The sequence below is a fragment of the Microcoleus sp. w2-18bC1 genome (assembly GCF_036700365.1).
GTDB lineage: Bacteria > Cyanobacteriota > Cyanobacteriia > Cyanobacteriales > Microcoleaceae > Microcoleus.
Genome location: NZ_JAUBOS010000016.1, coordinates 82,875 through 104,338, shown reverse-complemented (window position 1 = coordinate 104,338; position 21,464 = coordinate 82,875). Strand labels below are relative to the sequence as shown.

General features: G+C 45.5%; 19 protein-coding genes and 1 tRNA gene. 11 read left to right on the top strand and 9 right to left on the bottom strand.

The window, feature by feature from the left end:
- The first annotated feature begins 279 nt into the window (after positions 1 to 279).
- The 7 genes from QT979_RS12100 to QT979_RS12070 all read left to right on the top strand — a co-directional run bounded on the left by QT979_RS12100 (position 280) and on the right by QT979_RS12070 (position 8,793).
- The gene (locus tag QT979_RS12100; protein ID WP_333216027.1) at positions 280 to 846 is read left to right on the top strand and encodes a photosystem I assembly protein Ycf4; all 567 of its coding nucleotides are present in this window, start codon (positions 280 to 282) and stop codon (positions 844 to 846) included.
- A gap of 316 nt (positions 847 to 1,162) precedes the next feature.
- Complete coding sequence (locus tag QT979_RS12095) at positions 1,163 to 1,945, top strand: peptidylprolyl isomerase (protein WP_445242650.1); 783 nt, start codon at positions 1,163 to 1,165, stop codon at positions 1,943 to 1,945.
- Between the two features lie 105 nt (positions 1,946 to 2,050).
- Entirely contained in the window at positions 2,051 to 3,286 is a 1,236-nt protein-coding gene (locus QT979_RS12090; protein ID WP_333310143.1) for a beta-ketoacyl-ACP synthase, read from the top strand.
- A gap of 335 nt (positions 3,287 to 3,621) precedes the next feature.
- On the top strand, positions 3,622 to 4,731 hold the full coding sequence (locus QT979_RS12085) for an ATP-binding protein (protein WP_333310141.1): 1,110 nt from the start codon (positions 3,622 to 3,624) through the stop codon (positions 4,729 to 4,731).
- Positions 4,732 to 4,913: 182 nt separating this feature from the next.
- On the top strand, positions 4,914 to 6,791 hold the full coding sequence (mutL, locus tag QT979_RS12080; RefSeq protein WP_333310140.1) for a DNA mismatch repair endonuclease MutL: 1,878 nt from the start codon (positions 4,914 to 4,916) through the stop codon (positions 6,789 to 6,791).
- Between the two features lie 168 nt (positions 6,792 to 6,959).
- A complete protein-coding gene (locus tag QT979_RS12075; protein WP_333310138.1) occupies positions 6,960 to 7,784 on the top strand; it encodes a transglutaminase family protein in 825 nt (274 codons plus the stop codon).
- A 187-nt stretch (positions 7,785 to 7,971) separates the two neighbouring features.
- The gene (locus QT979_RS12070; protein ID WP_333310136.1) at positions 7,972 to 8,793 is read left to right on the top strand and encodes an alpha/beta hydrolase; all 822 of its coding nucleotides are present in this window, start codon (positions 7,972 to 7,974) and stop codon (positions 8,791 to 8,793) included.
- 159 nt (positions 8,794 to 8,952) lie between these two features.
- Here QT979_RS12070 and QT979_RS12065 read toward each other — a convergent pair whose 3' ends face one another.
- Entirely contained in the window at positions 8,953 to 9,417 is a 465-nt protein-coding gene (locus QT979_RS12065) for an SRPBCC family protein (RefSeq protein WP_333057572.1), read from the bottom strand.
- A gap of 147 nt (positions 9,418 to 9,564) precedes the next feature.
- On the opposite strand from QT979_RS12065, the gene QT979_RS12060 reads away from it, so the two are divergent.
- On the top strand, positions 9,565 to 10,767 hold the full coding sequence (locus QT979_RS12060) for a transposase (RefSeq protein ID WP_333310134.1): 1,203 nt from the start codon (positions 9,565 to 9,567) through the stop codon (positions 10,765 to 10,767).
- A gap of 101 nt (positions 10,768 to 10,868) precedes the next feature.
- Positions 10,869 to 12,545 (top strand): mechanosensitive ion channel, encoded by a 1,677-nt coding sequence (locus QT979_RS12055; protein WP_333310132.1) that lies wholly within the window; start codon positions 10,869 to 10,871, stop codon positions 12,543 to 12,545.
- Between the two features lie 238 nt (positions 12,546 to 12,783).
- On the opposite strand, the gene QT979_RS12050 is transcribed toward QT979_RS12055, so the two are convergent.
- The 4 genes from QT979_RS12050 to QT979_RS12035 form a co-directional block, all read right to left on the bottom strand.
- A tRNA-Pro gene (locus QT979_RS12050) sits at positions 12,784 to 12,857 on the bottom strand.
- A gap of 37 nt (positions 12,858 to 12,894) precedes the next feature.
- Positions 12,895 to 13,263, bottom strand: a complete 369-nt coding sequence (locus tag QT979_RS12045) for a DUF1818 family protein (RefSeq protein ID WP_333233128.1) — start codon at positions 13,261 to 13,263, stop codon at positions 12,895 to 12,897.
- A 148-nt stretch (positions 13,264 to 13,411) separates the two neighbouring features.
- Positions 13,412 to 14,053 (bottom strand): hypothetical protein, encoded by a 642-nt coding sequence (locus QT979_RS12040; protein WP_333310130.1) that lies wholly within the window; start codon positions 14,051 to 14,053, stop codon positions 13,412 to 13,414.
- A 252-nt stretch (positions 14,054 to 14,305) separates the two neighbouring features.
- The gene (locus QT979_RS12035) at positions 14,306 to 14,542 is read right to left on the bottom strand and encodes a DNA-directed RNA polymerase subunit omega (protein WP_333080095.1); all 237 of its coding nucleotides are present in this window, start codon (positions 14,540 to 14,542) and stop codon (positions 14,306 to 14,308) included.
- 80 nt (positions 14,543 to 14,622) lie between these two features.
- On the opposite strand from QT979_RS12035, the gene QT979_RS12030 reads away from it, so the two are divergent.
- Positions 14,623 to 15,315 (top strand): GDSL-type esterase/lipase family protein, encoded by a 693-nt coding sequence (locus QT979_RS12030; RefSeq protein WP_333216046.1) that lies wholly within the window; start codon positions 14,623 to 14,625, stop codon positions 15,313 to 15,315.
- 207 nt (positions 15,316 to 15,522) lie between these two features.
- Here the strand turns inward: QT979_RS12030 and QT979_RS12025 are convergent, their stop codons facing one another.
- Complete coding sequence (locus QT979_RS12025; protein ID WP_333310128.1) at positions 15,523 to 17,001, bottom strand: amidase; 1,479 nt, start codon at positions 16,999 to 17,001, stop codon at positions 15,523 to 15,525.
- A gap of 346 nt (positions 17,002 to 17,347) precedes the next feature.
- On the opposite strand from QT979_RS12025, the gene QT979_RS12020 reads away from it, so the two are divergent.
- Positions 17,348 to 18,601, top strand: a complete 1,254-nt coding sequence (locus QT979_RS12020; protein ID WP_333310126.1) for an S-layer homology domain-containing protein — start codon at positions 17,348 to 17,350, stop codon at positions 18,599 to 18,601.
- A gap of 128 nt (positions 18,602 to 18,729) precedes the next feature.
- Here the strand turns inward: QT979_RS12020 and QT979_RS12015 are convergent, their stop codons facing one another.
- From QT979_RS12015 to QT979_RS12005, 3 genes are all read right to left on the bottom strand, one after another.
- Positions 18,730 to 19,239: a pentapeptide repeat-containing protein gene (locus QT979_RS12015; protein WP_333310124.1), complete on the bottom strand. Its 510-nt coding sequence runs from the start codon at positions 19,237 to 19,239 to the stop codon at positions 18,730 to 18,732.
- A gap of 92 nt (positions 19,240 to 19,331) precedes the next feature.
- Positions 19,332 to 20,681 (bottom strand): LCP family protein, encoded by a 1,350-nt coding sequence (locus tag QT979_RS12010; RefSeq protein WP_333310122.1) that lies wholly within the window; start codon positions 20,679 to 20,681, stop codon positions 19,332 to 19,334.
- Between the two features lie 14 nt (positions 20,682 to 20,695).
- Entirely contained in the window at positions 20,696 to 21,043 is a 348-nt protein-coding gene (locus QT979_RS12005; RefSeq protein WP_333211239.1) for a DUF6717 family protein, read from the bottom strand.
- Positions 21,044 to 21,464: the final 421 nt, after the last annotated feature.

Genomic DNA, 21,464 nt, shown 5'->3' with positions numbered 1-21,464 from the left:
GATCGCGTTTGAGCCAGTCGTCGAGGACATCAAATATGCCTCTTTCGGTCTGGGCGCGTCCGACTGCGATTGTCATTGGGGTAAAATCCTTTTGCTTGTTAAAAGACCAAGGTTTCTAATTAAAGTTAACATAACTATATATTAGAAGTTCATAATTTTTCAACATAATTAGCAGGAGTTGATACACAATGCCGATCGGTCGATCGCGATCTCGTCAGCGAAGCGTGACGCTCGGTGGGCTAATTGAATTAAGATTTGGCTTTAAGGCTGTTTAATTTTATGACTGCAAAAACAATGACCTCGATCGATCCTGTCCTGCGCTACCCGGTTTTGGGCTCCCGCCGCTTCAGCAATTACTGGTGGGCGACGGTGGTCAGCATTGGAGGGACTGGTTTCCTGCTGTCGGGCATTTCCAGCTACTTGCACGTTAACCTGCTGCCTTTTGCTGACCCGACTCAGCTTGTTTTCATCCCCCAAGGCATTGCGATGGGTTTCTACGGTGTCTGTGGCGTGCTGTTGGCGCTCTACCTGTGGCTGACTATTCTCTGGGATGTCGGTGGCGGTTACAACGAGTTCGATCGACAAACTGGTAACATTCGGATCTTTCGCTGGGGTTTTCCCGGCAAAAACCGCAAAGTTGATTTTAATTGCAAGACATCGGATGTGCAATCTGTGCGGGTAGACATTAAAGAAGGTCTCAATCCCCGCCGCAGTATTTATCTTAAGCTCAAAGACCGCCGTCAGTTTCCCCTGACTAGAGTCGGACAGCCGATTGCTTTGTCTGAAGTGGAAAATCAAGCGGCCGAATTGGCTCGATTTTTGCAAGTTCCCCTAGAAGGACTTTAGGGATTTTCGATTTGCGGTTTTAGATTTTAGATTGGTAATGTCTCGTAGGGTGCGCCGGGCCGCGCACCTTACCTAGCTGGTAAGTGAAAAAGATCGATCTGCGAGTAAGCCCGTTACCAATTTTTGAATCTATCAATTCACAATACTTCGGATAGTTTTTGATTGCCAACTGTAGAATAAGGGTTTCAAGGCGATTAGGCAAGTTCGCTATCCAAGGAAAATCGCGGTTTTTAGACTACGAACTAAAAACAGTTCGGACTATTGAATTAAAATCTTTAGTTGCCAAGTCCGTAATTGACTCAAAGTGAAAATACAAATGCAAATGCAAATCAAAATTCAGCGGTGGTTGTTCTCACTTTTAATAATTGGCGCGCTGTTTGTCGGAGGATGCGGTAGTTCCCCTGTGGCAAACTCGACTCCGACACCAAATCCGGCGTCGGGTGAAAATATTTCTTTGTCTCCGTCTCCTTCTCCTGCTGTAGTGGCGAGTTCGCAATTTAGCAATTTGCCACGATTGGAAGGAAAAGCAACGGTGGTGATGACGGTTAAAGGTGCTCCAATTACGATCGAACTCGACGGCACAAATGCGCCAATTACTGCGGGCAATTTTGTCGATTTGGTTCAGAAAGGAGTCTACGATGGGCTGGTATTTCACCGAGTCGTGCGGGAACCTCAGCCTTTTGTAGTTCAGGGCGGCGACCCCCAGGGTAAAGACCCTAAATTCCCTACAGCGCGACTGGGAACTGGGGGTTTTATTGACCCAAAAACTTCTACCGAACGCAGGATTCCTCTGGAAATTAAAGTAAAAGGTGCTGCCAATCCGACTTACAGCCAAACGCTAGAAGAAGCTGGGGTTAAGGAGAAACCCGTGTTGATGCACACTCGCGGGGCTGTTGCTATGGCTCGATCGCAGAGTCCTGATTCGGCTTCTTCTCAGTTTTACTTTACTTTGACCGATGTACCGTTTTTGGACGGTAGCTATGCGGTTTTTGGGTACGTCAAGCAAGGCATGGATGTGATTGATAAGATTGAAGCGGGCGATCGCATTGATAAGGCTACCGTTACTCAGGGTTTGGAAAATTTTAAGGCTGTTAATTAGTAGTCAGTTGGCAGTTGGCAGTTGGCAGTTGGCAGTTGGCAGTAGTCATTTGAGAAACAACTGCCTTCTACTTTCTACTTTGTGCCAAAAGCAAGCCTTTTACTTATGGATGTTGTTGTTACCGGAATTGGTCTTGTTTCGGCTTTAGGTACTCTGGATGATGGCTGGAAAAGATTGTTGTCCGGGAAGTCGGGAATTCGACACCATCAACCTTTTTTAGAAATGGAACCGCTACCTTTGGCTTTGGTTGGCACAAAACCTGCTGATTTAATAACTTTAATTCGGCAGGTTTTAGCAGATGCTTTGCAAGATGCTAATTTGACTTTGCCTTTGCCAGATTGCGGGATTGCGATCGGTTCTAGCCGTGGCTTCCAGGCAAATTTGGAACTGTTGGCAAGCGAAGGAAGAGGGAAGAAGGAAGAAGGAAGAAGGAAGAAGGAAAAAGGAAGAGAATTCTCAATTACCGATTCGCAATGCCCAATTCCCAATTCCCAATTACCGATTCCCCATGCCCCATGCCCAATTCCCAATTCTCAATTTGTGAATTTTTTGCCTCACATGGGGGCGATCGCAGCGGCGAGGGCAATTGGCTCAACGGGGCCGGTATTGGCGCCGATGGCTGCTTGTGCCACGGGTATTTGGTCGATCGCCCGTGCTGTTGATTTAATCCGCACTGGTGAGTGTCAGCGGGCGATCGCAGGTGCTGTGGAAGCGCCTATCACACCGCTGACTCTGGCTGGATTTAGCCGGATGGGTGCTTTGGCAAACAATGGGTGCTATCCCTTTGATGAAAATCGGGAAGGCTTTGTGCTCGGTGAAGGCGGGGCTTTATTTGTATTAGAATCTGCCGAGTTGGCAAGGCGTCGTGGTGCTAAAATTTACGGTCGAGTTTCCGGTTTTGGCTTGACAAATGATGCTTGTCATGCTAATGCGCCGGAGCTGGGGGGGGAAAGTGCGATCGCGGCGGTAAATCAATGTTTGAAACGCAGCAATTTAGCGACGATTGATATAGATTTTATTCATGCTCACGGTACTGCAACTGAGTTAAATGACCGACACGAAGCACTGTTAATTGAGAAGTTATTTCACCCAGGAGTTGCTGTTAGTTCGACTAAGGGGGCTACGGGTCATACTTTGGGAGCTTCGGGAGCTTTGGGCGTGGCTTTTTGTTTGATGAGTATTAAATATCAGATGTTGCCGCCTTGCGTGGGAATGAAAAAACCGGGGTTTGAATTAGATTTTGTTCGCTGTGCGCGATCGGCTATTGTCAGAAATGCGGTTTGTTTAAGTTTTGGCTTTGGCGGGCAGAATGCTGCGATCGTTTTATCGGGCAATCGTTAATTTTTGTAAACTCGGTCGATCGGCATTTAATTTACACGATCTCTCTACAGTTAAAATCTTCTGAGGTGGCCGGAGAACTCTCCCACGTCCAATTTAAATCTCAAAAATAGTACAATATTTATGTATTTTAGTCAACTAACTGAGAACTTTGGTGAGATTGCTGGTGCTGCTGTCCTAGTCTGGCTCTGCATCCCGACGCTGATCCTTGCGTCACAGCCTGGGAGGCTAGAAAAGAGAGCCAGATTAAAGCAGTATTGTATTTTATTAACGCACCGAGGGCGATCGGCGAAAATAGAAGAAAGAAACTGTTTAAATTAAGTCTCAGGTATTTTCACATGGATCTGGCATCTCATCGATTTATGTCTTATTTTGAACCAGAGCAAGCTGCTCACCTTTGCCAAATAGCTGTTTTGGAGAGTTTTGCTGAGGAAACGCTGGTTTTTGAAGAAGGAGAAATAGCCGATTTTTTCTATCTAGTTTTAGAAGGTAAAGTCGAGTTTAGCAAGCGGATTGAAAATCATAAATATCAAACGGTTGCTGTCGCTAAGCCAGACGATTATTTTGGCGAACTCGGAGTTTTAGACGGAGAGCCTCGCAGTGCTAGAGCTGTGGCAGTTGCAGGCTCGACTTTGGCGAAAATAGGCCGTGAAGAACTAATCACAACTCTCCAGTTTGCTAAAGGCAGTTCGGTACTGCAAATGTTTAGTTTCATTACTAAAAATTTACGGGAGACCACGGATCAATATGTGAGCCAGTTGGTACACAAACAAAAAATGGTATTGGTAGGAGAAATGGTGAGTACAATTATTCACGATTTCAAAAGTCCTTTTACCGGAATTAAACTCTCCAGTGAAATGCTCAAAGAAATGCACCCAGATGAGGAAACTCAGGAGTGGTGTGAACTTATTCAATTGCAGGTTCATCGAATGTTGGGGATGGCTGAAGAAGTATTAGAATTTTCGCGAGGTAATTCTGTATTCAATAAAAAACCAGTTAATTTAATTCAGACGTTGCAGCAGTTTGAAAAGTTGAACAGAGTTTATTGTGAAGCAGCAAAAGTAGATTTAGCAGTACGGGTGACAGAAGTAATAGTGGAAGCGGATGAAAATAAGATTTTGCGCGTTTTACAAAATTTAGTTGGGAATGCTGTTGAGGCTTTTGGCGGCAGAGGGGGTCGGGTGGAGATTGGGGTGACGCAAAGTGAGGAGTGGGCAGAAATTAGCATTTACGATAACGGCCCAGGCATTCCGCCGACAATTAAGGAAAAGTTATTTGAACCGTTTGTGACTTATGGCAAGCGGACTGGTACTGGGTTAGGAACGGCGATTGTTAAGTCGATTGTGGAGGCTCACAAAGGGAAAATTACTTATGAGTCAGAGGACGGAAAAGGCACAACTTTTTACATCCGCTTGCCGAAAATCATGGCTTTAGGAGAGCAAAATTAAGTAGGTTGGAAGATATATACTTAGGACTTTTTCACTAAGCATCAGAGACTTAGTTGATGAGTAAATATCTTGTTGTAAAACAATATTTTTCTAATAAACCGGCTTTAAGAGCGTAAGTCCTAATACTGTGTAGCGACTTGGAGAATCAAGTATAATTGAATTAACGAACTGCTAAAAATTTGATGCCAGTTAATATTCAAACCTTACCCACAGAAGTTATCAACTTAATTGCCGCCGGCGAAGTGATTGACTCGATCGCCGCAGCGGTACGAGAATTAGTTGAAAATTCTCTGGATGCTGGCGCAACTCGCATCATTGTTTCTGTCTGGCCCGAACAGTGGCGGGTGCAAGTTGCAGATAATGGTACAGGAATGGATCTGGAAAATTTGCAGCAGGCGGCTTCCCCTCACAGTACGAGCAAAATTACCACTGAAGCTGACCTTTATAAAATTGATACTTTGGGATTTCGGGGGGAAGCTTTGCACAGTTTAGCTCAGTTGGGCTGTTTGGAGGTTTTGAGCCGATCGAATGATTTGGGATTGGGGGATTTTTCGGAAAATCGAGAGTCGGCGCAAACCCCCGCCAAATCATCCTTTAACAAGGGGGGAGTTGAAAATGCTCGATCGGGCTGGCGGGTGGTTTACAATAACGCGGGCGTTGCTGTAGAGGTGGAAACAGCCGCGATCGCTCCGGGTACGGTGGTGACTGTTGATAATTTGTTTGGCAATTGGCCTGTGCGCCGCAGTTTTTTGTCGCCGGCACAGCAAATGCGATCGATCCAATTAACCCTTCAGCAAATTGCTATTTGTCACCCGCACGTTAATTGGCAGTTGCGTCAAGCAAATACCCCTTGTTTGCACGTAACTCCTGGTAGCACAGCAGAACAACTTTTACCTCAGTTCGTGCGCGGTGTGCGATCAAGCGATTTGCAGTATTTAAAGTTAGATTTGCCTGCGAGTCCTCAAAATCAGAAAGCTGCAAGTTTATTGCTAGAAACTCAACTTGTGGGCGCTACAGTTAAGCCTAATTACCAATTACCAGTTGCTACTACCCAATTCCCAATTTCCAATTCCCAGTTTTTAGAATTAGTAATTGGTTTGCCCGATCGCTGTCACCGCAGACGGCCGGATTGGGTGAAAGTTGGGGTAAATCGGCGAGTTGTGCGATCGCCCGAATTAGAGCAAACTATTCTCAGCGCCTTTGCCCGCACTTGTCCGCGAGATCGCTATCCCGTGTGTTTTGTCCACCTGCAAATCTCCCCTTCGGAAATCGACTGGAACCGCCACCCCGCTAAGGTGGAAATTTATCTGCATGATCCGAGTTTTTGGCAAGCGCAAGTTAGCGCGGCAATTACTCGTGCTTTGCATTTGAACGATGAAGTTTTGCCGCCTGCCCCAATTCCCGATCGAGTGGGAAAATTGCTGAAGGCATCGGAACAAAAAAGTGCTTACAGTGTCGGGATTTCGGCTAGGCAGAATGATGAAGGCGGCGAACAGGAAAAAGCTAATAAAATAAGATTGATGGAATTAAGGGCGATCGCTCAAGTTCACAATACATACATTGTTGCGGAACATTCCAGTGGAATGTGGTTGGTGGAACAACACATCGCTCACGAGCGCGTTTTATACGAGCAATTGTGTGCGGCGTGGCAGCTAAAATGTCTAGAAAAACCAGTAATTCTCAGTCAATTATCGGCAGTGCAAATTGAAAATTTATCCCGCTTAGGTTTGGAAGTAGAAAGTTTTGGAGAACAGCTATGGGCTGCCCGCGAAGTTCCTGAATTGTTAGCCGATCGAGATGACTGTGCGGATGCGCTTTTTGAACTCAGTAAAGTCGCAGATTTACAAGCAGCTCAAGTTGCGACTGCTTGCCGTAGCGCTATGCGAAACGGTACTCCTTTGATTCTTTCCCAAATGCAAAATTTGTTGGATGAATGGCAGCAAACTCGTAATCCGCGTACTTGTCCTCACGGCCGCCCTATCTATTTTGCTTTGGAAGAATCGACTCTGGCTCGGATTTTTCGCCGCAGTTGGGTGATTGGTAAAAGTCACGGGATTTGAAGGTTAAAAGTTAAGCTGTAAGGTTCGCGTTACATACAAGACTGTTTTTTTTGAACCGCAGAGGGCGCAGAGAACGCAGAGAGGAAGAGTAGAGAGATGTTTTTAATATTTTTTTGGGCAACAGGATATTCGTATAAAATGGCAATTAAAATCAAATAAATCATAAATATGGATTTTCCGATCGCCCGACAACTCTTTTATCAAGAAATAAATCAGCCGGATGGCTCGATCGACCTGGCGAAAGCTGCTCTTTACATGGCTTGGGAAGAATACCCCAATTTAGAGCCCGAGGAGTATCTCAACGCTCTCGACACGATCGCAGATGAAGTGCGCGATCGCCTGCCGGCACAGAATTATCCGCTGCGGATTATTCAAACTATTAACGCCTATTTATATGGGGAGTTGCAGTTTTCGGGCAATGATGCTGATTATTACGACCCCCGCAATAGCTTTTTGAATGAAGTTATCGATCGGCGTACTGGTATTCCGATCTCTTTATCTTTGGTTTATTTGGAGGTTGCTAAGCGCATTGATTTTCCAATGGTGGGAATTGGGATGCCAGGACATTTTTTAATTAGACCAGATTTTGAAGATGCTGGCATTTTTGTTGATGCGTTTAACGGCGGCGAAATCTTGTTTCCTGAAGATTGTCAAGCGAGACTTTCTCAAATTTATGGTCAACCTATGGAGTTGCAGCCGGCTTTTCTCGCCCCGGTAAGTCGCCGACATTTGTTGGGGCGAATGCTGGGAAATCTGAAGGCGATTTACTTGCAACAGCAAGATGCTGTGAGGGTACTCTTGGCGATCGAACGGATTTTGCTGCTGTTTCCCGATGCGCTGGGGGAACGGCGCGATCGCGGAATTCTCTATTATCAACTGGGACGCTTGGTGGAAGCACGCCACGATTTGGAACTATACCTGAGAAATGCTCCGAATGCTCCTGATGCTGCTAGAATTCGCCAATTGGTCGATCGGCTCGATCGGGATCTTTGAACTTAAATTCCCTATATGTCGCACAGCACACTATAAGACATAAAAGTGGTGCTCAATAAACTGCTGCCTGACGACCAAATTTCGCTTTTATCATTTTTGCAAAGGTATCTAAAATTGTCAAAAATATAAGTATAACATATTAATTGTCAATTAACACATATCTTTTGATAGGTTGAATTTGCTTGACTTGACTGTAAAATCAGAGGTCATTTACGGAAATCCAGATTTGACTTTCCCGACTGATATCCGCACTGATATCCGCACAGATGTCCGCACAGACGAGCGATCTAAAAAGTATTTTGATGTAAAGAGGCACAAACTCATGAACTTTCAGTTTCAACAACGGTATCTCAACGCAATGCAACCCCTGTCAGCCCATTTAACCAAAAGGATGTCAAAGTCTTTATCCTTAGGTTTGGCGTTTTTGCTGGGAACAAGTGCAGTATTCCTAAGCAGCGGCAAAGCCTTTGCATTAGATAATGTTACCGTAAAATACGGTGCTGTTGACGTAACATTACCGATGAGCGACTTGCAAAGCTTTGCACAAACAGGCCAAGCATCATCTCAACTGCAAAGCGTTCTGAGTCTTGCGAAACAAACTCCTGAGTCGATGCGCGAAATATTAACGCGAGAAGTGCCTTTAGATTCCCAATTAGTAGCGCGCCTAGCAAGCACTTATTTTGGGGAAATTGTTTTCAAACAATTGGGGGAGGTTGCTTATGCGCCGGCAACTCGGCTGCAAAGCGCGCCCGCACTGCGCGATGCTTTAGTCGCAGCTTCCAAAGATGGCAAAATATCGCTGATTGAAGTGATGCAAAATTACAGCCCTACTGCCTTAGAAGTTGACGGCAATCAAGCGATGGTTATTTACGAGCGAGTGATTAAAGATGTGCAAGATTTGCAAGCTTTGTATCAGAATTCCCCGGCTTTGCAAAATACGGCTAACCAAGCCGTGAATTCGGCGAGAGAAATGATTTGTCAGCCCAATCCATCGGGAAGTGCGAAATAAATAACTGAAGTTGGAGGGAAGGGGTAATTGGGAATTGGGAATTGGGAATTGGTGCTTTTTTCCTATTAGCCCTAGCTTTCAGCTATTAGCAATTACTCATGACCCATTACCAATTCTTCGGCTACGCGAGGGTAAAAGTTCCCAATTACCCATTATCCATTACCCCTTACCCATTCTTTGAGATAGTTGCTCTGCTACCCGCTTGAGTCTGCGGAGTTGGTCTTTCATATCTTTTTCTGTCCAAGGGGCTGCAAAGCGATTGAAACCAAATCTAATTAAACGATTGGGAATTTGAAATTCAAAGCGGTTAATCAAGAGAGTTCCTTGGATTTGCGGCTGGCATTCCCAACGATCGCATCCTTTGAAAAATCCGTCAAACCCCCAAACAATTAAACCGGGTTGTCGCTCCAACACAACACTCTCTAAAGAGGGTTGCAAAACGGGAATTTTTATGATAAATAAGCTGCGACTTCCTACGGCAGTATCCCATTCGCCCTGGGGATCGCAGCGTAGCAGGGGATTGAGCCACTTGTGCATTAAAGTGCGATCGACTATACATTGCTCCACCAGAGTAGCAGCAGCGCGAATTTCAATGGATTGCTCGAAAACTTGACGAATTGACATGAGAACCTGCAACAAGGAGGGTATTACAAAACTTTGCTTACTTGATAGTCCTTTATTTACTTGTAACGTCAATTTTCCCAGAAATTAAAAGATTGACACACTCATAAATACAGTGTATCATCTTGAATTAAAGTATATATACCGATTATGGAGTTAGTCGAAAGGCACATCATTAAACCAAATCATAGGTTTTATCGAGAAGCCGATAGACTCTCTTTGCTGTGCAAAAATCTTTACAATAGCGCTAACTACATCTACCGTAAAAAATTTTTTGCTAGCCAACAAACAAATGCTCTGGCTGTTGATCACGCCCTCAAAACAAGTCCTGATTACAAAGCACTGCCCGCAAAATTAGCACAAAGCACGATCGGATTAGTGATCAAAGCATGGACTAGCTACTATCTAGGGGTGCGAAACTATCAGGAAGACACCACTAAATTTAAAACCGCAGCGCAAAGCCCTCATTATCAAGGTTCAAGAGATCGAAAAAGAGAGAACGGGCGCTATGTAGTTGTATTTAATTGTCAAGCTGTCAGCAAAAGAGCTTTAAAAAAAGGATATGTTCGCCCCTCTGGAACTAATATTTGGTTGCCATCAAAAGTCACCTCGATTCTGGAAATCCGGATTGTTCCCAAAGTAGGTTGTTATGTGGTCGAGGTGCTCTATGAGAAGTTAGAAAAGCCTTTACAAGTTAATCAGACAGTAGCTGCCATAGCTTTAGGATTAAACAATCTGGCAACATTAACCTACAATGTTCGTGGGTTAGTAGCGACAATCTACGACGGACGGGCTGTTAAGTCAACCAATCAATACTGCAATCAAGTTTCATCGGCATTGAAATTATTGCTGCCCGTAGCGCAGCAAAAAAACAGTAAACAACTTGCCCAATTGTGGCACAAGCGTAACTGTAAAGTGGATTACTACCTCCACACGACGAGTTACGCAATTATTAAAGAACTCCTTAATCATCACATTGGCTTGCTGGCTATAGGCTGGAACGATGATTTTAAAGATGGGATTAATACGGGTTTGGTTAATAATCAAAATTTTCCCTGTATTCCCCATCGCCGGTTTGTGCAAATGTTGCAGTACAAAGGACAACTTGCTGGAATTCAAGTTCTGTTAGTTGAGGAGAGTTACACCTCCCAATGTTCAGCTTTGGATTGGGAACCAATTCAACAACATTCCGACTACATTGGCAGTAGGGTAAAAAGAGAATTGTTCAGAACCAAAACTGGACGCTTCATCAATGCCGATATAAAAGGTTCTTGGAATATTGGCCCAAAAGCAGTCGGAGATTGGTTTATCCCAAATTCGATAGAGGGTTTTGTAGTTAACCCAGTACATTAAAAGTGTACAAACATTAAATTTAGGCGATGTCTAGATTTTTTGGAACTATTATTAAAGTTTCGTCTTGTCCTTGTCAAATGTGACGTTAACCTGAGAAAAAAATGAATGAAACTTGGCAAGAAATAACTCAACCGATATCGGGCCCCATAGTGGCTTTGTCCGATCGCATTTTGGCCCAGGCCCAGCCCGGGAATCCGCTGACAGATGCAGAACGCGGAATTAACAATTTTATTCAGGGCTCAAACATTGAAAATCTCCTCTGGGCGGTCGGTATCCTGCTCATTGGCTTGATAGTATCAGCCCTCGTCTCTTCTGTCGTCGGGGGATTGCTCAAGAAGACTACGATCGACAATCGGCTGGCTGCTTGGATTACCGGGCGCCCGGAAGGAGCTGGAGCCCCGCAAGTGGAAAAATGGATTTCCGCAGCGGTGTTCTGGATCATTTTTGTCTTTTTCCTAATTGCCTTTTTCAACCGGCTGAATCTAACGGCTGTCTCGCAACCCCTCAACACTTTTCTGAATCAAATTACCGGTTTCTTGCCGAAGTTAGCCGGCGCGCTAATTTGGTTGGGGATTGCTTGGGTGTTGGCGACTGTAGCCAAAATAGCCGTATCGCGGGCAATGCGGGCTTTTAGCGTGGACGAGCGCTTGAATCAGGAGGTGGGCGCTGCGCCCACTGAGCGCCCTTTGCTGCTGAGCGATACTGTGGCGAATGCGCTGTACTGGTTCATTTTCCTGCTGTTTTTGCCGTTGATTCTCGACTCACTGGAAATGCAGCAGGCTCTGCTGCCGGTTAATAATTTACTCAACCAAATTCTGGCAGCAATTCCGAAAATTCTGGAAGCTGTGGTGATTGGGTTTGTGGGCTGGCTGCTGGCTATGGTGGTGCGGCGGATTGTCACGAACCTGTTGGCTGCTGCTGGGGCGGACGGTTTGGGCACTCGGTTTGGAATTTCGCGGACTTCGGGCGGACAATCGCTGTCGTGGATTGTCGGTACGATCGTCTATGTTTTGATTTTGATTCCAACGGCGATCGCAGCTCTGAACGCTTTGGACATTCAGGCGATTTCGCAGCCGGCAATCGCGATGCTCAACACGATTCTGGGCGCGCTTCCCAACATTTTTACAGCAGCGCTAATTCTGGGGGTTGCTTACTTTTTGGGGCGCTGGATCAGCGATTTGGTGACTAATATCCTGACGGGAATTGGCTTTAACAATGTCTTTTCTTGGTTGGGAGTGCAGCAGCCGAAACAGCGACTGCGACTACCGCCAAGTTCGATCGATCCGGAGGCAACGATTCTTCAGGAACCGGAACTTCCGGCCCGCACGCCTTCTGAGTTTGTCGGCATCGTGGTGCAGGTGGGCATCATGCTGTTTGCTGTGGTGGCGGCTACCGATGTGCTGGGGATTCCAGCACTGACGGCAATTGTTAGCGGTATTGTCCTGGTTGCAGGTCGGGTGCTGGCCGGTTTGGTGGTATTTGCGATCGGCTTGTATTTGGCGAATCTGGCGTTTAGTTTGATTGCCAGTTCTGGAACTCGCCAAGCGCGGCTTTTGGGCCAAGCGGCTCGGATTGCGATTATTGCCTTTGTTTCGGCCTTGGCGCTGCAACAAATGGGCATTGGCAGCGATATTGTGAATTTGGCTTTCGGGCTGCTGCTTGGGGCGATCGCAGTTGGTATTGCTCTAGCTTTTGGTTTGGGCGGGCGCGAGATTGCTGCCGACCAAATTCGCGAATTGTTAGCGTCGTTTAAACAAGATAAGACGCCGCGTTTGTAATTCTATAAAAAGGCGTTTGTCAAGTACAAACGCCTTTTTTTTATGATTAACTTTATTGTGAGGGTCGCGAAGCAATCGCAAAGCCTTTGAAGTTGAGGATACAGCTATAGACTATAGACTTTTCGGAAGCAGAGATTGATGTTTGTTTCTGGGCCGATGCCCCTAATTGAGAATGGTAAGAGCTGCGTCGCCGACCCTAAAACAACAAAACCTTCTCATAGAGAAGGTTTTATCACAATCGGAGCGGCGGGATTTGAACCCACGACCCCTACTACCCCAAAGTAGTGCGCTACCAAGCTGCGCTACGCCCCGACAGCTTTAACAGCTTAGCATAGAATTCCCTAAAAAGTCAAAAAACTTTTAAAATTTTTGCAGCCTGCACCAAACTCGGAGCCACAGCCGTCGGCCAAAAACCCTCGCACCTCCTGCCAGCATTCAAGATCAACTGCACGCTGTAAGCTTCGGGATAGCCTTCCACCTGCACCCACAGCAAGTCGCTTTCGGCTTCAATAGCTATTTTTTCCTCGTCCATTAACTCAGAGGCCATGTGACTCATTGTGCCGGCTAATTGCCCCAACAATCGGCAAAAATCGTTTAACTCAGCCTCCGTGAGTTCGATCGCCCAACCGTCGCCAGCCACCAAACCCTTAAACTCCTGGGCCTCCGGGTTCCATCCCAAACGCCACCCAACACCCGTTTTAATTACACGTTCCACCATTAAGGGATTTTAGATTTTAGATTTTAGATTTTGGATTTTAGATTAGTAGGACTTACTCATAAATACGAAAGAAAACGGGTTTTTTACCTGTGTTAAAGGCTCAACAGCAATATTCCCGTAAAAAACCCGGTTTCTGCATTCCTGAGTATTAAGGTGCCAGCAACTTCGCATCTCCCGGCTGCGGTATCTCCGGCGAATTCGATCGTCCTTGTGGTTTTTCCCCCGCCGTCGGTGTGCGCCCACCCCCCGAACTCTCCGTAAAAACATCAACCAAAGCTTGAACCAAAGCATCCCGCTGTGCTCTATTTAACCTTTGAATAGCAGCGCGATCCTGTTCCATGGGATTTGAGCGCAAAAGGTCTTTTCCCGGATAAACACTTTCCACCAAATAATCTGGAGTGGCGCCCAAATAGTCAGCTAAACTCAACTTCCAATCAAAGCGGTAATTGGGTGGCCGTCCTTTGACAAATACGTGATATCGAATCAACCGCCCGACTAAAGTATTGGTAGAATCGACTTTTCCAGTTTCCTTAGAAATGTAGTTATTTTCGATCGGGAAATCCGGCAATTTTTCGTACACCAATTTCCACGCATCTTGCACCCTCACTTGCGGGGGCGCAGATTGTTGAGCCACCCGCTGCACTGAGGCAGACTCAGAACTCCGCAGCAGCGAAGGTTCCAAAGCCGACATACTCAGTTCCCCGGATTCCAATACCCAACTCAAAAGCGTGAAAATCGCTACACTCAAAGTAACCAACAGAAAACTTAAGCCCTGCTTTAATCTATTCACGGTTTTGACAAAATTTTCAAAAATAGAATAATTTCATAAACTTACCCCCAAGCAGATGTCCTAGTTTCTAATTTTAGGATTTACACTCCTCAACCCGGTTTATTAGAAAAATCAGATTTTTGTTAACGAGGGAACTAGAAATAAACCGGGTTTATCCTCCCGCGCGCCCAAGTCTAGTTTGAAAAAGTTGTGAGTTTTGAGTTGACAAAAATTGCTGGCAATTCACCACTCAAAACCCAAAACTCCAGAAGTCTAGTACTTGTCTCCGATAATTTCCGGCTGAGTCAGTTCGTCCGACATCTCAAATATCGCCCGCATTACAGGTTTCATTTGATGGTCGTCCATATTGTCAAAATCTTCATAGCGACGGCGTTTTGCGCGGTTCGCCACCTGCACCGTAATCCGATAGCGGTTGGATGCACCGTTAATCAACTCTTCCGCGCGACGGGTTAGCTGAGTAGAATCGAAGGGTGGACGCTTATTAGCCATGAGACTACCTACTTTATGTAATGTTACATTCTAGTCTAGTATGTCAAGATTCATAATTTATTAACTGAGTATCATTGCTTATGCAGGTAGCAACAGCCTATTCCTTTGGTCACTTGCATCGGGGAAATTCTCATCCCCTCAAATTGGTTGCTTTCGGCGACAGCTTAATCTACGGTTTCGGCGACGGTGTAGGTGGGGGTTGGGTGGAAAGATTGCGGCGCCAGTGGATGTTACCGGAGAGTGCAGGACACGTTTTATACAATTTGGGCGTTCGGGGCGATCGCACCTATCAAGTCTCCCAGCGGCTCGAAAACGAGTTTCGCCACCGTGGCGAACTGAGAAACCGTTTCCCGGATGCGATTATTCTTTCGGTAGGCCTCAACGATTCGGCGAGAGTGCAGTCGCCTACCGGGCGCAGCTACACTGAGTTTGAACATTTTAAAACTGTTTTGGATCATTTGTTAAACCTGTCCCAACAACTTTGTCCGGTGATATTTGTCGGGATGGTGCCGGTGGATGAAAGTAAAATGCCTTTTCAAGATTGTTTGTATTACAGTCATGCTGACCAATATCGGTATAAAGAAGCAACGAAATTAGCTTGTGAGTTGCGGGGAATTCCCTATTTAGATATTTTTGATAAATGGATAAATCGGGGCAGTGATTGGTGGCGATCGCGCCTGATTGCAGACGGGCTGCATCCCAATGCAGCGGGGTATCAATCTTTATTTGAAGATGTGACAAGTTGGGAGCCGCTAGCCTCTATTAGTCATTAGTCAGTAGTCATTAGTCATCCGTAAAAATGAAGTAGGGTGCGTCAGCTAGCATTATTTCCGCTACAAACTAAGAATCTCACAACTGACCCACTCCCCCAAAAAACGGTGAGTCAGATTCATACTTTCCGTGCAAATTGAAAATCTCAAACCTGACGAACCCTACCACTGATTGTATTCTTGACCATCAAAGAAAACTTGATAAAAGGCTCAATAACCAGGTGGATGTTGCAAACTACCAACCACTTTATCGATCGCTTCTGCGATCGCCAACAACTCCATTTCACGCCACCGCTTACCAACAATTTGCATTCCAATCGGTAAACCATTTTGAGTTTGTCCAATTGGAATTACCACGGCAGGATGTCCACTAAGATTAGAAGGCATCGTGTAAGCCCCGTTTGCCACTGCATGAGGATAGGATCTGCCATCAATGTCAACGGCACTCCAAGCGGGACGGTGAGTAAACGCAGCGGTTGCAGCAACGGGACAAAGCCATACATCCCAAGGTTCTAATGCCTCATCTATATGGGCAGTGAAGCGATCGCGCTGTGTGAGTGCCTCGAAATATCCTTTCAAACTTGGATTCAATATCTCAGGTAGGAATCTGCTGAAATCTCCCAATTTTCGGAGTTCCTTGTCGCCTTGGGTTGCGGTGCGGAAGATTAACTCTAAACTACGACGCAGGTTATATCTATCCTGCGGTTGAGCGTAGATAGTGAGGTACATTGACATCCGTCCGTAGAGATTCAATATTTTGGAAAGGTCAAAGTCTTTGGGAAGCCAGCGTTCGATTTGGACACCTGCGTCAGAGAGTGTCTGCACGATCGACTCCATAGCTGCTCGAATTTCAGAAGCAACGGGAACTTCGGCCCATTCAGCAGTCCAAGCGATTTTTAAATTCTGCAAAGGCTTGCCAGAGGGTCGATCGAGCGGAACCGGCGGGACATCAGGGCGTCGCAGATCCGCGCCTGCAATTAACGAAAAACATAGCCGGATATCTTCGATTGATCGAGCAAAACACCCAACGGTCATCATTTGCCGAATAGACAGTGGCATTCCCGGCACTTCAGGAATCTGCCCTGCTGTAGAAATACGGCGATCTGTCGGCTTTAAACCATATATGCCGCAGAAATGAGCGGGTTGACGCACCGAACCCCCGAAATCGTTCCCCAAATCCAACGGTGAAAGTCCTGCTGCGACAGCCGCAGCACTCCCTCCAGAACTGCCCCCAGGTGTGTAGTCAAGATGCCAAGGATTATTCACCCGTGGAAACAGAGAATTTGTGCTTTGATAATCGGCAGCCAGTTCCGCCATGTTGGTTTTTCCCATGATGACAGCACCTGCTGCCCGCAATCTTGCAACAGCAGTTGCATCCTGTTGAGGCACATAATCTTTGAGGGGAATATAGCCTGCTGTGGTGCGGAGTCCGGCTGTTTCAAAAATGTCTTTAATCGTGATGGGAACCCCATGTAAAGCACCCCAGTTTTCTCCTCTAGCTAGGGCTTCATCGGCAAGTCTTGCTCTAGTACGAGCATTGTCTTCATCCAGGGTACAAAGGGCGTTTAATTGCGAGTTGTGCTTTGCGATTTGAGTAAGGTAAGCGTCGAGAACTTCGACGGCAGAGACTTGGCGATCGCGAATCATTCGCGCTAGCTGATGGGCAGAGGCAAACGTCAGGCTACTCATAAGCAACAAACAGGTATTTCTCGATCGAGTCAATTATATTCACTTTTAGTTAATATAGTTAACTAATATCAAACGGCTTTGTCCCTAAATCCTGTTAATTGCCGACACAAGGTAGATAAGGGAGATAAGCAACATAAGGATTTTAAGGAATTTAAGCATTTTAAAATCCCCCAAAAAGCATCAAAATATTTATTTTAAAAGACCGTATCTTCCCCGCTTAAGAAGTAAAAATCTTCAATAATGATTACATAACTGAGGGAAAGAGCAAGTTAGGCAGTAATTAATCAGCCTATCAAAAACTGAGTTATCCTCAATAAAAAAATTGTGTAAATTGGAGAATCAAAAAATGTCTGTATTACATCGCATCAAATCCGGTACATCTGTTTTATTAACCTTGGGAACAGTTGCCGGAACCGCAGCACCGATGCTAGCTCCCGCGCCTTCTTTTGCTCAAACAGCTTTTTCGGATGTTAATAATAACTACTGGGCAAAAGATTTTATTCGAGATTTGTCCGAAAGAGGAATTATCAAAGGATTTCCCGATGGCAGTTTTCGCCCGGATGCACCGGTAACGCGGGCTGAATTTGCGGCTATGATCCGTTCGGTGAAAAAGGCAAAAACCCGCGGTGCTGTAAGGTTTGCCGATGTTCCGTCTAATTTTTGGGCAAGCGGGGCGATCGCCGAAGCTTACGAAATGGGATGGATGTCTGGCTATCCCGGCAATGTTTTCAGGCCGACACAGCAGATTCCTCGCGTTCAAGTTGTAGTCGCTTTAAATAACGGCCTGGGCTATGAGCCTACGTGCGATTTTCAAGATGTTCTCAGCTACTATAATGATGCGGGTGAGATTCAAACTTATGCTGTCAAAAGCGTTGCTGCTGCTACTGAAAAACAGTTAGTTGTCAGCTATCCTAATCCTAAATCTCTCAAGCCGAACAAGTCAGCAACGCGAGCTGAAGTAGCTGCTTTTATCTATCAAACATTAGTGAGTACCAATCAAGCAAGAGCAATTAATTCTCCTTACATTGCTAAGATTGATGTTAGCGAGTCTGTTGCTGTGAAAATTCCCAGGGGGGTGACTATCCCCATCGAGTATGCAAAAGGCAAGATTTTGCTCGCCCCTAATGACAAGTCTCCGATTACGCTGACTGTTGCTTCGGATATCACGGGAAGTAATGGCCAAGTGCTGATACCGGAAGGCTCGAAAATTAGCGGCGAATTGCGATCGACTACTTCGGGCGTTCAGTTTGTGGCTCAAGAATTAAGTATCATCAATGGCAGCAGAGTGCCTCTCAATGCCACTTCGCAAGTGATTACTAGGAAAGAAACTGTTACGAAAGGCGTTAATGTTGGTAATCTGGTTAAGAATACGGCGTTGGGTGCAGCAGCAGCGGCGGCGATCGCAGGTGTTACGGGCGATCGGGCGATCGCCACTGAAGAGGTGCTCGGCGGTGCGGGAATCGGGACTTTGATCGGGGTGTTTTTGGGTCGAGATAAAGTCGATTTGTATGCTGTTAATCCCGACACCGATTTAGATTTGCTGTTGAATTCCGATTTGGTAGTTGGTACTGCCAGCACAGGCATTTGTAGCGCTCGATAGAGCCGATATTTGGAAATTTCCTCAAACCCCTCGCCTTGCAGGAGAGGGGCTTTAATCTGTGTATTTGACCTCGCTAAAGGTACATCTAATCAGATAATGAGCCAGGGATTTTATTTAAGTGTGAATTCCTATGGACATCCCAAACTTTCGCGGGTAGAAACTCCCGTCACGGGATTGACACCATCTGCTTTCTCGCACAGGAGAGTCACTTGATAAGCGTCGATAATCGCGTCACTAAAATCAGCGCCGGAAATTGCAGCATCAAAAAACCGAGTTCGAGTCATAATTGCCTCGGAAAAATTAGCATTCGTCAAATTAGCGCCATCAAATGTAACTCTATCTGCCAAAGAACCGGAGAGGTTGGCACCTGACAAGTTGGCATTCAGCAAAACTCCCTTAGTCAAAATCGCATTAGTTAAATCAGCACCTTGAAAATTGGTTCCCCGCATTTCAGCAGCGACAAATGTTCCCCCCGCTAAATCCGAGTTGGAAAAATCGCGATCGGACAAATTAATATTTGTGTAATTAATATTTGTTTTCGGCAGGGCAAATGCCGGAGTAGCACTCAGCAGCACCCACCCAACAGCCAACACTAAACTTAAAAACAGGCTCAGGAATATTCGGAAAACGCTTTTCATAATGATGGGAATGGGGAATGGGGAATAGTTGACTGTTGACGGTTGACTGTTGACTGTTGACAACTAACAACTGACAACTAACAACTGACTAATTAAAATCGTTTTACCCAATCTTCGCCAACGCGAAGCGTCAAGTCAGAATTAATTTCACCGGTAGAAGATGCTTCAAGTTTACCGCCGCCTAACTCTTTTTGCAGTAGATTCGCTGCCTCTAAATCGCCTTGCTGAACAATAATTTGACTTTGACGCTGCTTCTGGGGCGCATCCTGCACTACAGATACATTAAAAAAGCCCTTTTTTGTGAGAAATTCAGCAACGTTTTTTGCGGTTGTCGGTTTGCTAGAAGCGTTTTGGACAGATATTTTGAGGTTTTTGGGCAACAGGGACTCGCTGGGATTGCGAATTCGTCCTTGTTCAAAATCCGGCACACCCAGGTTCAAATATTGTGTCATAATGCGATCGCGCCCCAGCGCATCTACAATCCAATAACTCCTCAAATCCCCTGTTTCTGAACTAGAACGTCCAGGCAACATTACCATTTTAAAATTATCTCGCTCCAATTGCAAACCGAAATTTGCCAGCGTCAATATTTCCTCATAATTTAGGTTTGTATCCACATATTTTTGCATCAATCGAACAATTTGTGGCAAGCGCACCAATACTGATGGACTTGCGAGGCGGTCCCGAATAGCTTGAATTAAAGATTGCTGCCGCTGAATGCGGCCGATATCTCCTAAACCATCATTGCGAAATCGAGCAAATTGTTCTGCTTGTTCTCCGTTGAGAGTTTGCCATCCCTGCCCTAAGTTTATTTTTAACTTTTGAGCGCTATCTGTATAGGACATCGCGCGAGGTACAAATACCTCAACTCCGCCCAACAAATCGACTAATTCCTGAAACGCATTACTGCTGACTCGCACGTATCGTTCAATTTTCGTATTGTTCAGCATACTGCTAACCAATTGCGTCGCCAAAGCTGCTCCTCCTCTAGCATTGGCTTCGCTAATTTTGCTGAAGCTAATTCCGGGCTCTTCGACTTGAGTATCTCGTGGAACTGAAAGCAAACTAATAGATTTATCTCTAGGATCGAGGTGCAATAAGAGTATGGTATCGCTGCGACCCTCAAAAATCTTAGGGGAATTGGCGACATCTTCCGGCACGCCGTCAATTCCCAATATTAAGATATTAACTGACCGCGACAGGCGGTATCCAGAGCGGTTGGAGGATAGATAGTCAAAGCCCGTCGCCTCTAATACTCTATTGATAATTGGGGGTTCCACGGGAGCTAAAAGGGCGGTAATTGCCCCCAATGTAGCCGAGATGGCGGCTGTGAAAACTAGGAAAAATAGCCCCACTATATACAGGAAGAATTTAGGCTTTTTTCGAGAGATTTGATCGACTGGTTTAACAAAGTCTCTTTTAAAAATTGACAAGTTTTTCATTGACTTGCTGTTGATTATTGCAGTTTTTCAGCTTTGCAGTAAAACTTGGGCGGTGCTTCTGGAAAGTATTTGAACATAGCCGGACACAGCCAGCCTTCGAGATTTTTCGATTCCCACCGATACCAGTTACCGCCGTATTCTGCTTTCAACCACAGCATTTCTGCTTGATATCCGGGAAATGGATTGGCTGAAAATAAAAGTCGGAAACCTTGAGTGGCATTGGGAATGTCTGCGACGAGCACGTTAATCATTTCGGGGACGCCCTGAACAAAAGGTTCTCGGACAAGTCCGACTCGTTCGTCGTCAAAAACCCAGGTGTACTGTTCGCGATAGGGGTAAATTACCATCATGGCATTGGACATGGTATTCGCCTCTTTTCATTTCCTTTTTTTGTCTGCAAAAATGCAAGTGTGGATACATTATATTCTGTTGCGCGGAAGTTGTGCGCTATCCGATTTGACAACCCTGTTTTAAATTAGGAATTTTGGCGGGTTATTTACAAACTTTATTCGGTTTGGGCGGATTGGCGAAGTTTAGGGCTATGGGGCTTTAGATCTATTTTTGTGTGTTTTTTATTTTAGGTAAATAGTATTCTAATCATGGAAATAAAGGGGATTACTGGCATGATTTTTACTATTATGGGGCCTATTTGTATAACCTTTACTACGTTTATAGTAAGGACAAATAGTCTGTATTCTCCCAAACTATGAGAACCGACACCCTAACTACAAACCTATAACTATTTGTAGCTGGGTGTGATGTTTCTTTTCGGGAAGCTCACGC

Excerpts from the sequence above, each read along its gene's own strand:
- QT979_RS12100 (WP_333216027.1), top strand. The coding sequence starts at position 280 with ATGACTGCAAAAACAATGACCTCGATCGATCCTGTCCTGCGCTACCCG.
- QT979_RS12095 (WP_445242650.1), top strand. The coding sequence starts at position 1,163 with ATGCAAATGCAAATCAAAATTCAGCGGTGGTTGTTCTCACTTTTAATA.
- QT979_RS12090 (WP_333310143.1), top strand. The coding sequence starts at position 2,051 with ATGGATGTTGTTGTTACCGGAATTGGTCTTGTTTCGGCTTTAGGTACT.
- QT979_RS12085 (WP_333310141.1), top strand. The coding sequence starts at position 3,622 with ATGGATCTGGCATCTCATCGATTTATGTCTTATTTTGAACCAGAGCAA.
- mutL (WP_333310140.1), top strand. The coding sequence starts at position 4,914 with ATGCCAGTTAATATTCAAACCTTACCCACAGAAGTTATCAACTTAATT.
- QT979_RS12075 (WP_333310138.1), top strand. The coding sequence starts at position 6,960 with ATGGATTTTCCGATCGCCCGACAACTCTTTTATCAAGAAATAAATCAG.
- QT979_RS12065 (WP_333057572.1), bottom strand. The coding sequence starts at position 9,417 with ATGTCAATTCGTCAAGTTTTCGAGCAATCCATTGAAATTCGCGCTGCT.
- QT979_RS12060 (WP_333310134.1), top strand. The coding sequence starts at position 9,565 with ATGGAGTTAGTCGAAAGGCACATCATTAAACCAAATCATAGGTTTTAT.
- QT979_RS12055 (WP_333310132.1), top strand. The coding sequence starts at position 10,869 with ATGAATGAAACTTGGCAAGAAATAACTCAACCGATATCGGGCCCCATA.
- QT979_RS12045 (WP_333233128.1), bottom strand. The coding sequence starts at position 13,263 with ATGGTGGAACGTGTAATTAAAACGGGTGTTGGGTGGCGTTTGGGATGG.
- QT979_RS12035 (WP_333080095.1), bottom strand. The coding sequence starts at position 14,542 with ATGGCTAATAAGCGTCCACCCTTCGATTCTACTCAGCTAACCCGTCGC.
- QT979_RS12030 (WP_333216046.1), top strand. The coding sequence starts at position 14,623 with ATGCAGGTAGCAACAGCCTATTCCTTTGGTCACTTGCATCGGGGAAAT.
- QT979_RS12025 (WP_333310128.1), bottom strand. The coding sequence starts at position 17,001 with ATGAGTAGCCTGACGTTTGCCTCTGCCCATCAGCTAGCGCGAATGATT.
- QT979_RS12020 (WP_333310126.1), top strand. The coding sequence starts at position 17,348 with ATGTCTGTATTACATCGCATCAAATCCGGTACATCTGTTTTATTAACC.
- QT979_RS12015 (WP_333310124.1), bottom strand. The coding sequence starts at position 19,239 with ATGAAAAGCGTTTTCCGAATATTCCTGAGCCTGTTTTTAAGTTTAGTG.
- QT979_RS12010 (WP_333310122.1), bottom strand. The coding sequence starts at position 20,681 with ATGAAAAACTTGTCAATTTTTAAAAGAGACTTTGTTAAACCAGTCGAT.
- QT979_RS12005 (WP_333211239.1), bottom strand. The coding sequence starts at position 21,043 with ATGTCCAATGCCATGATGGTAATTTACCCCTATCGCGAACAGTACACC.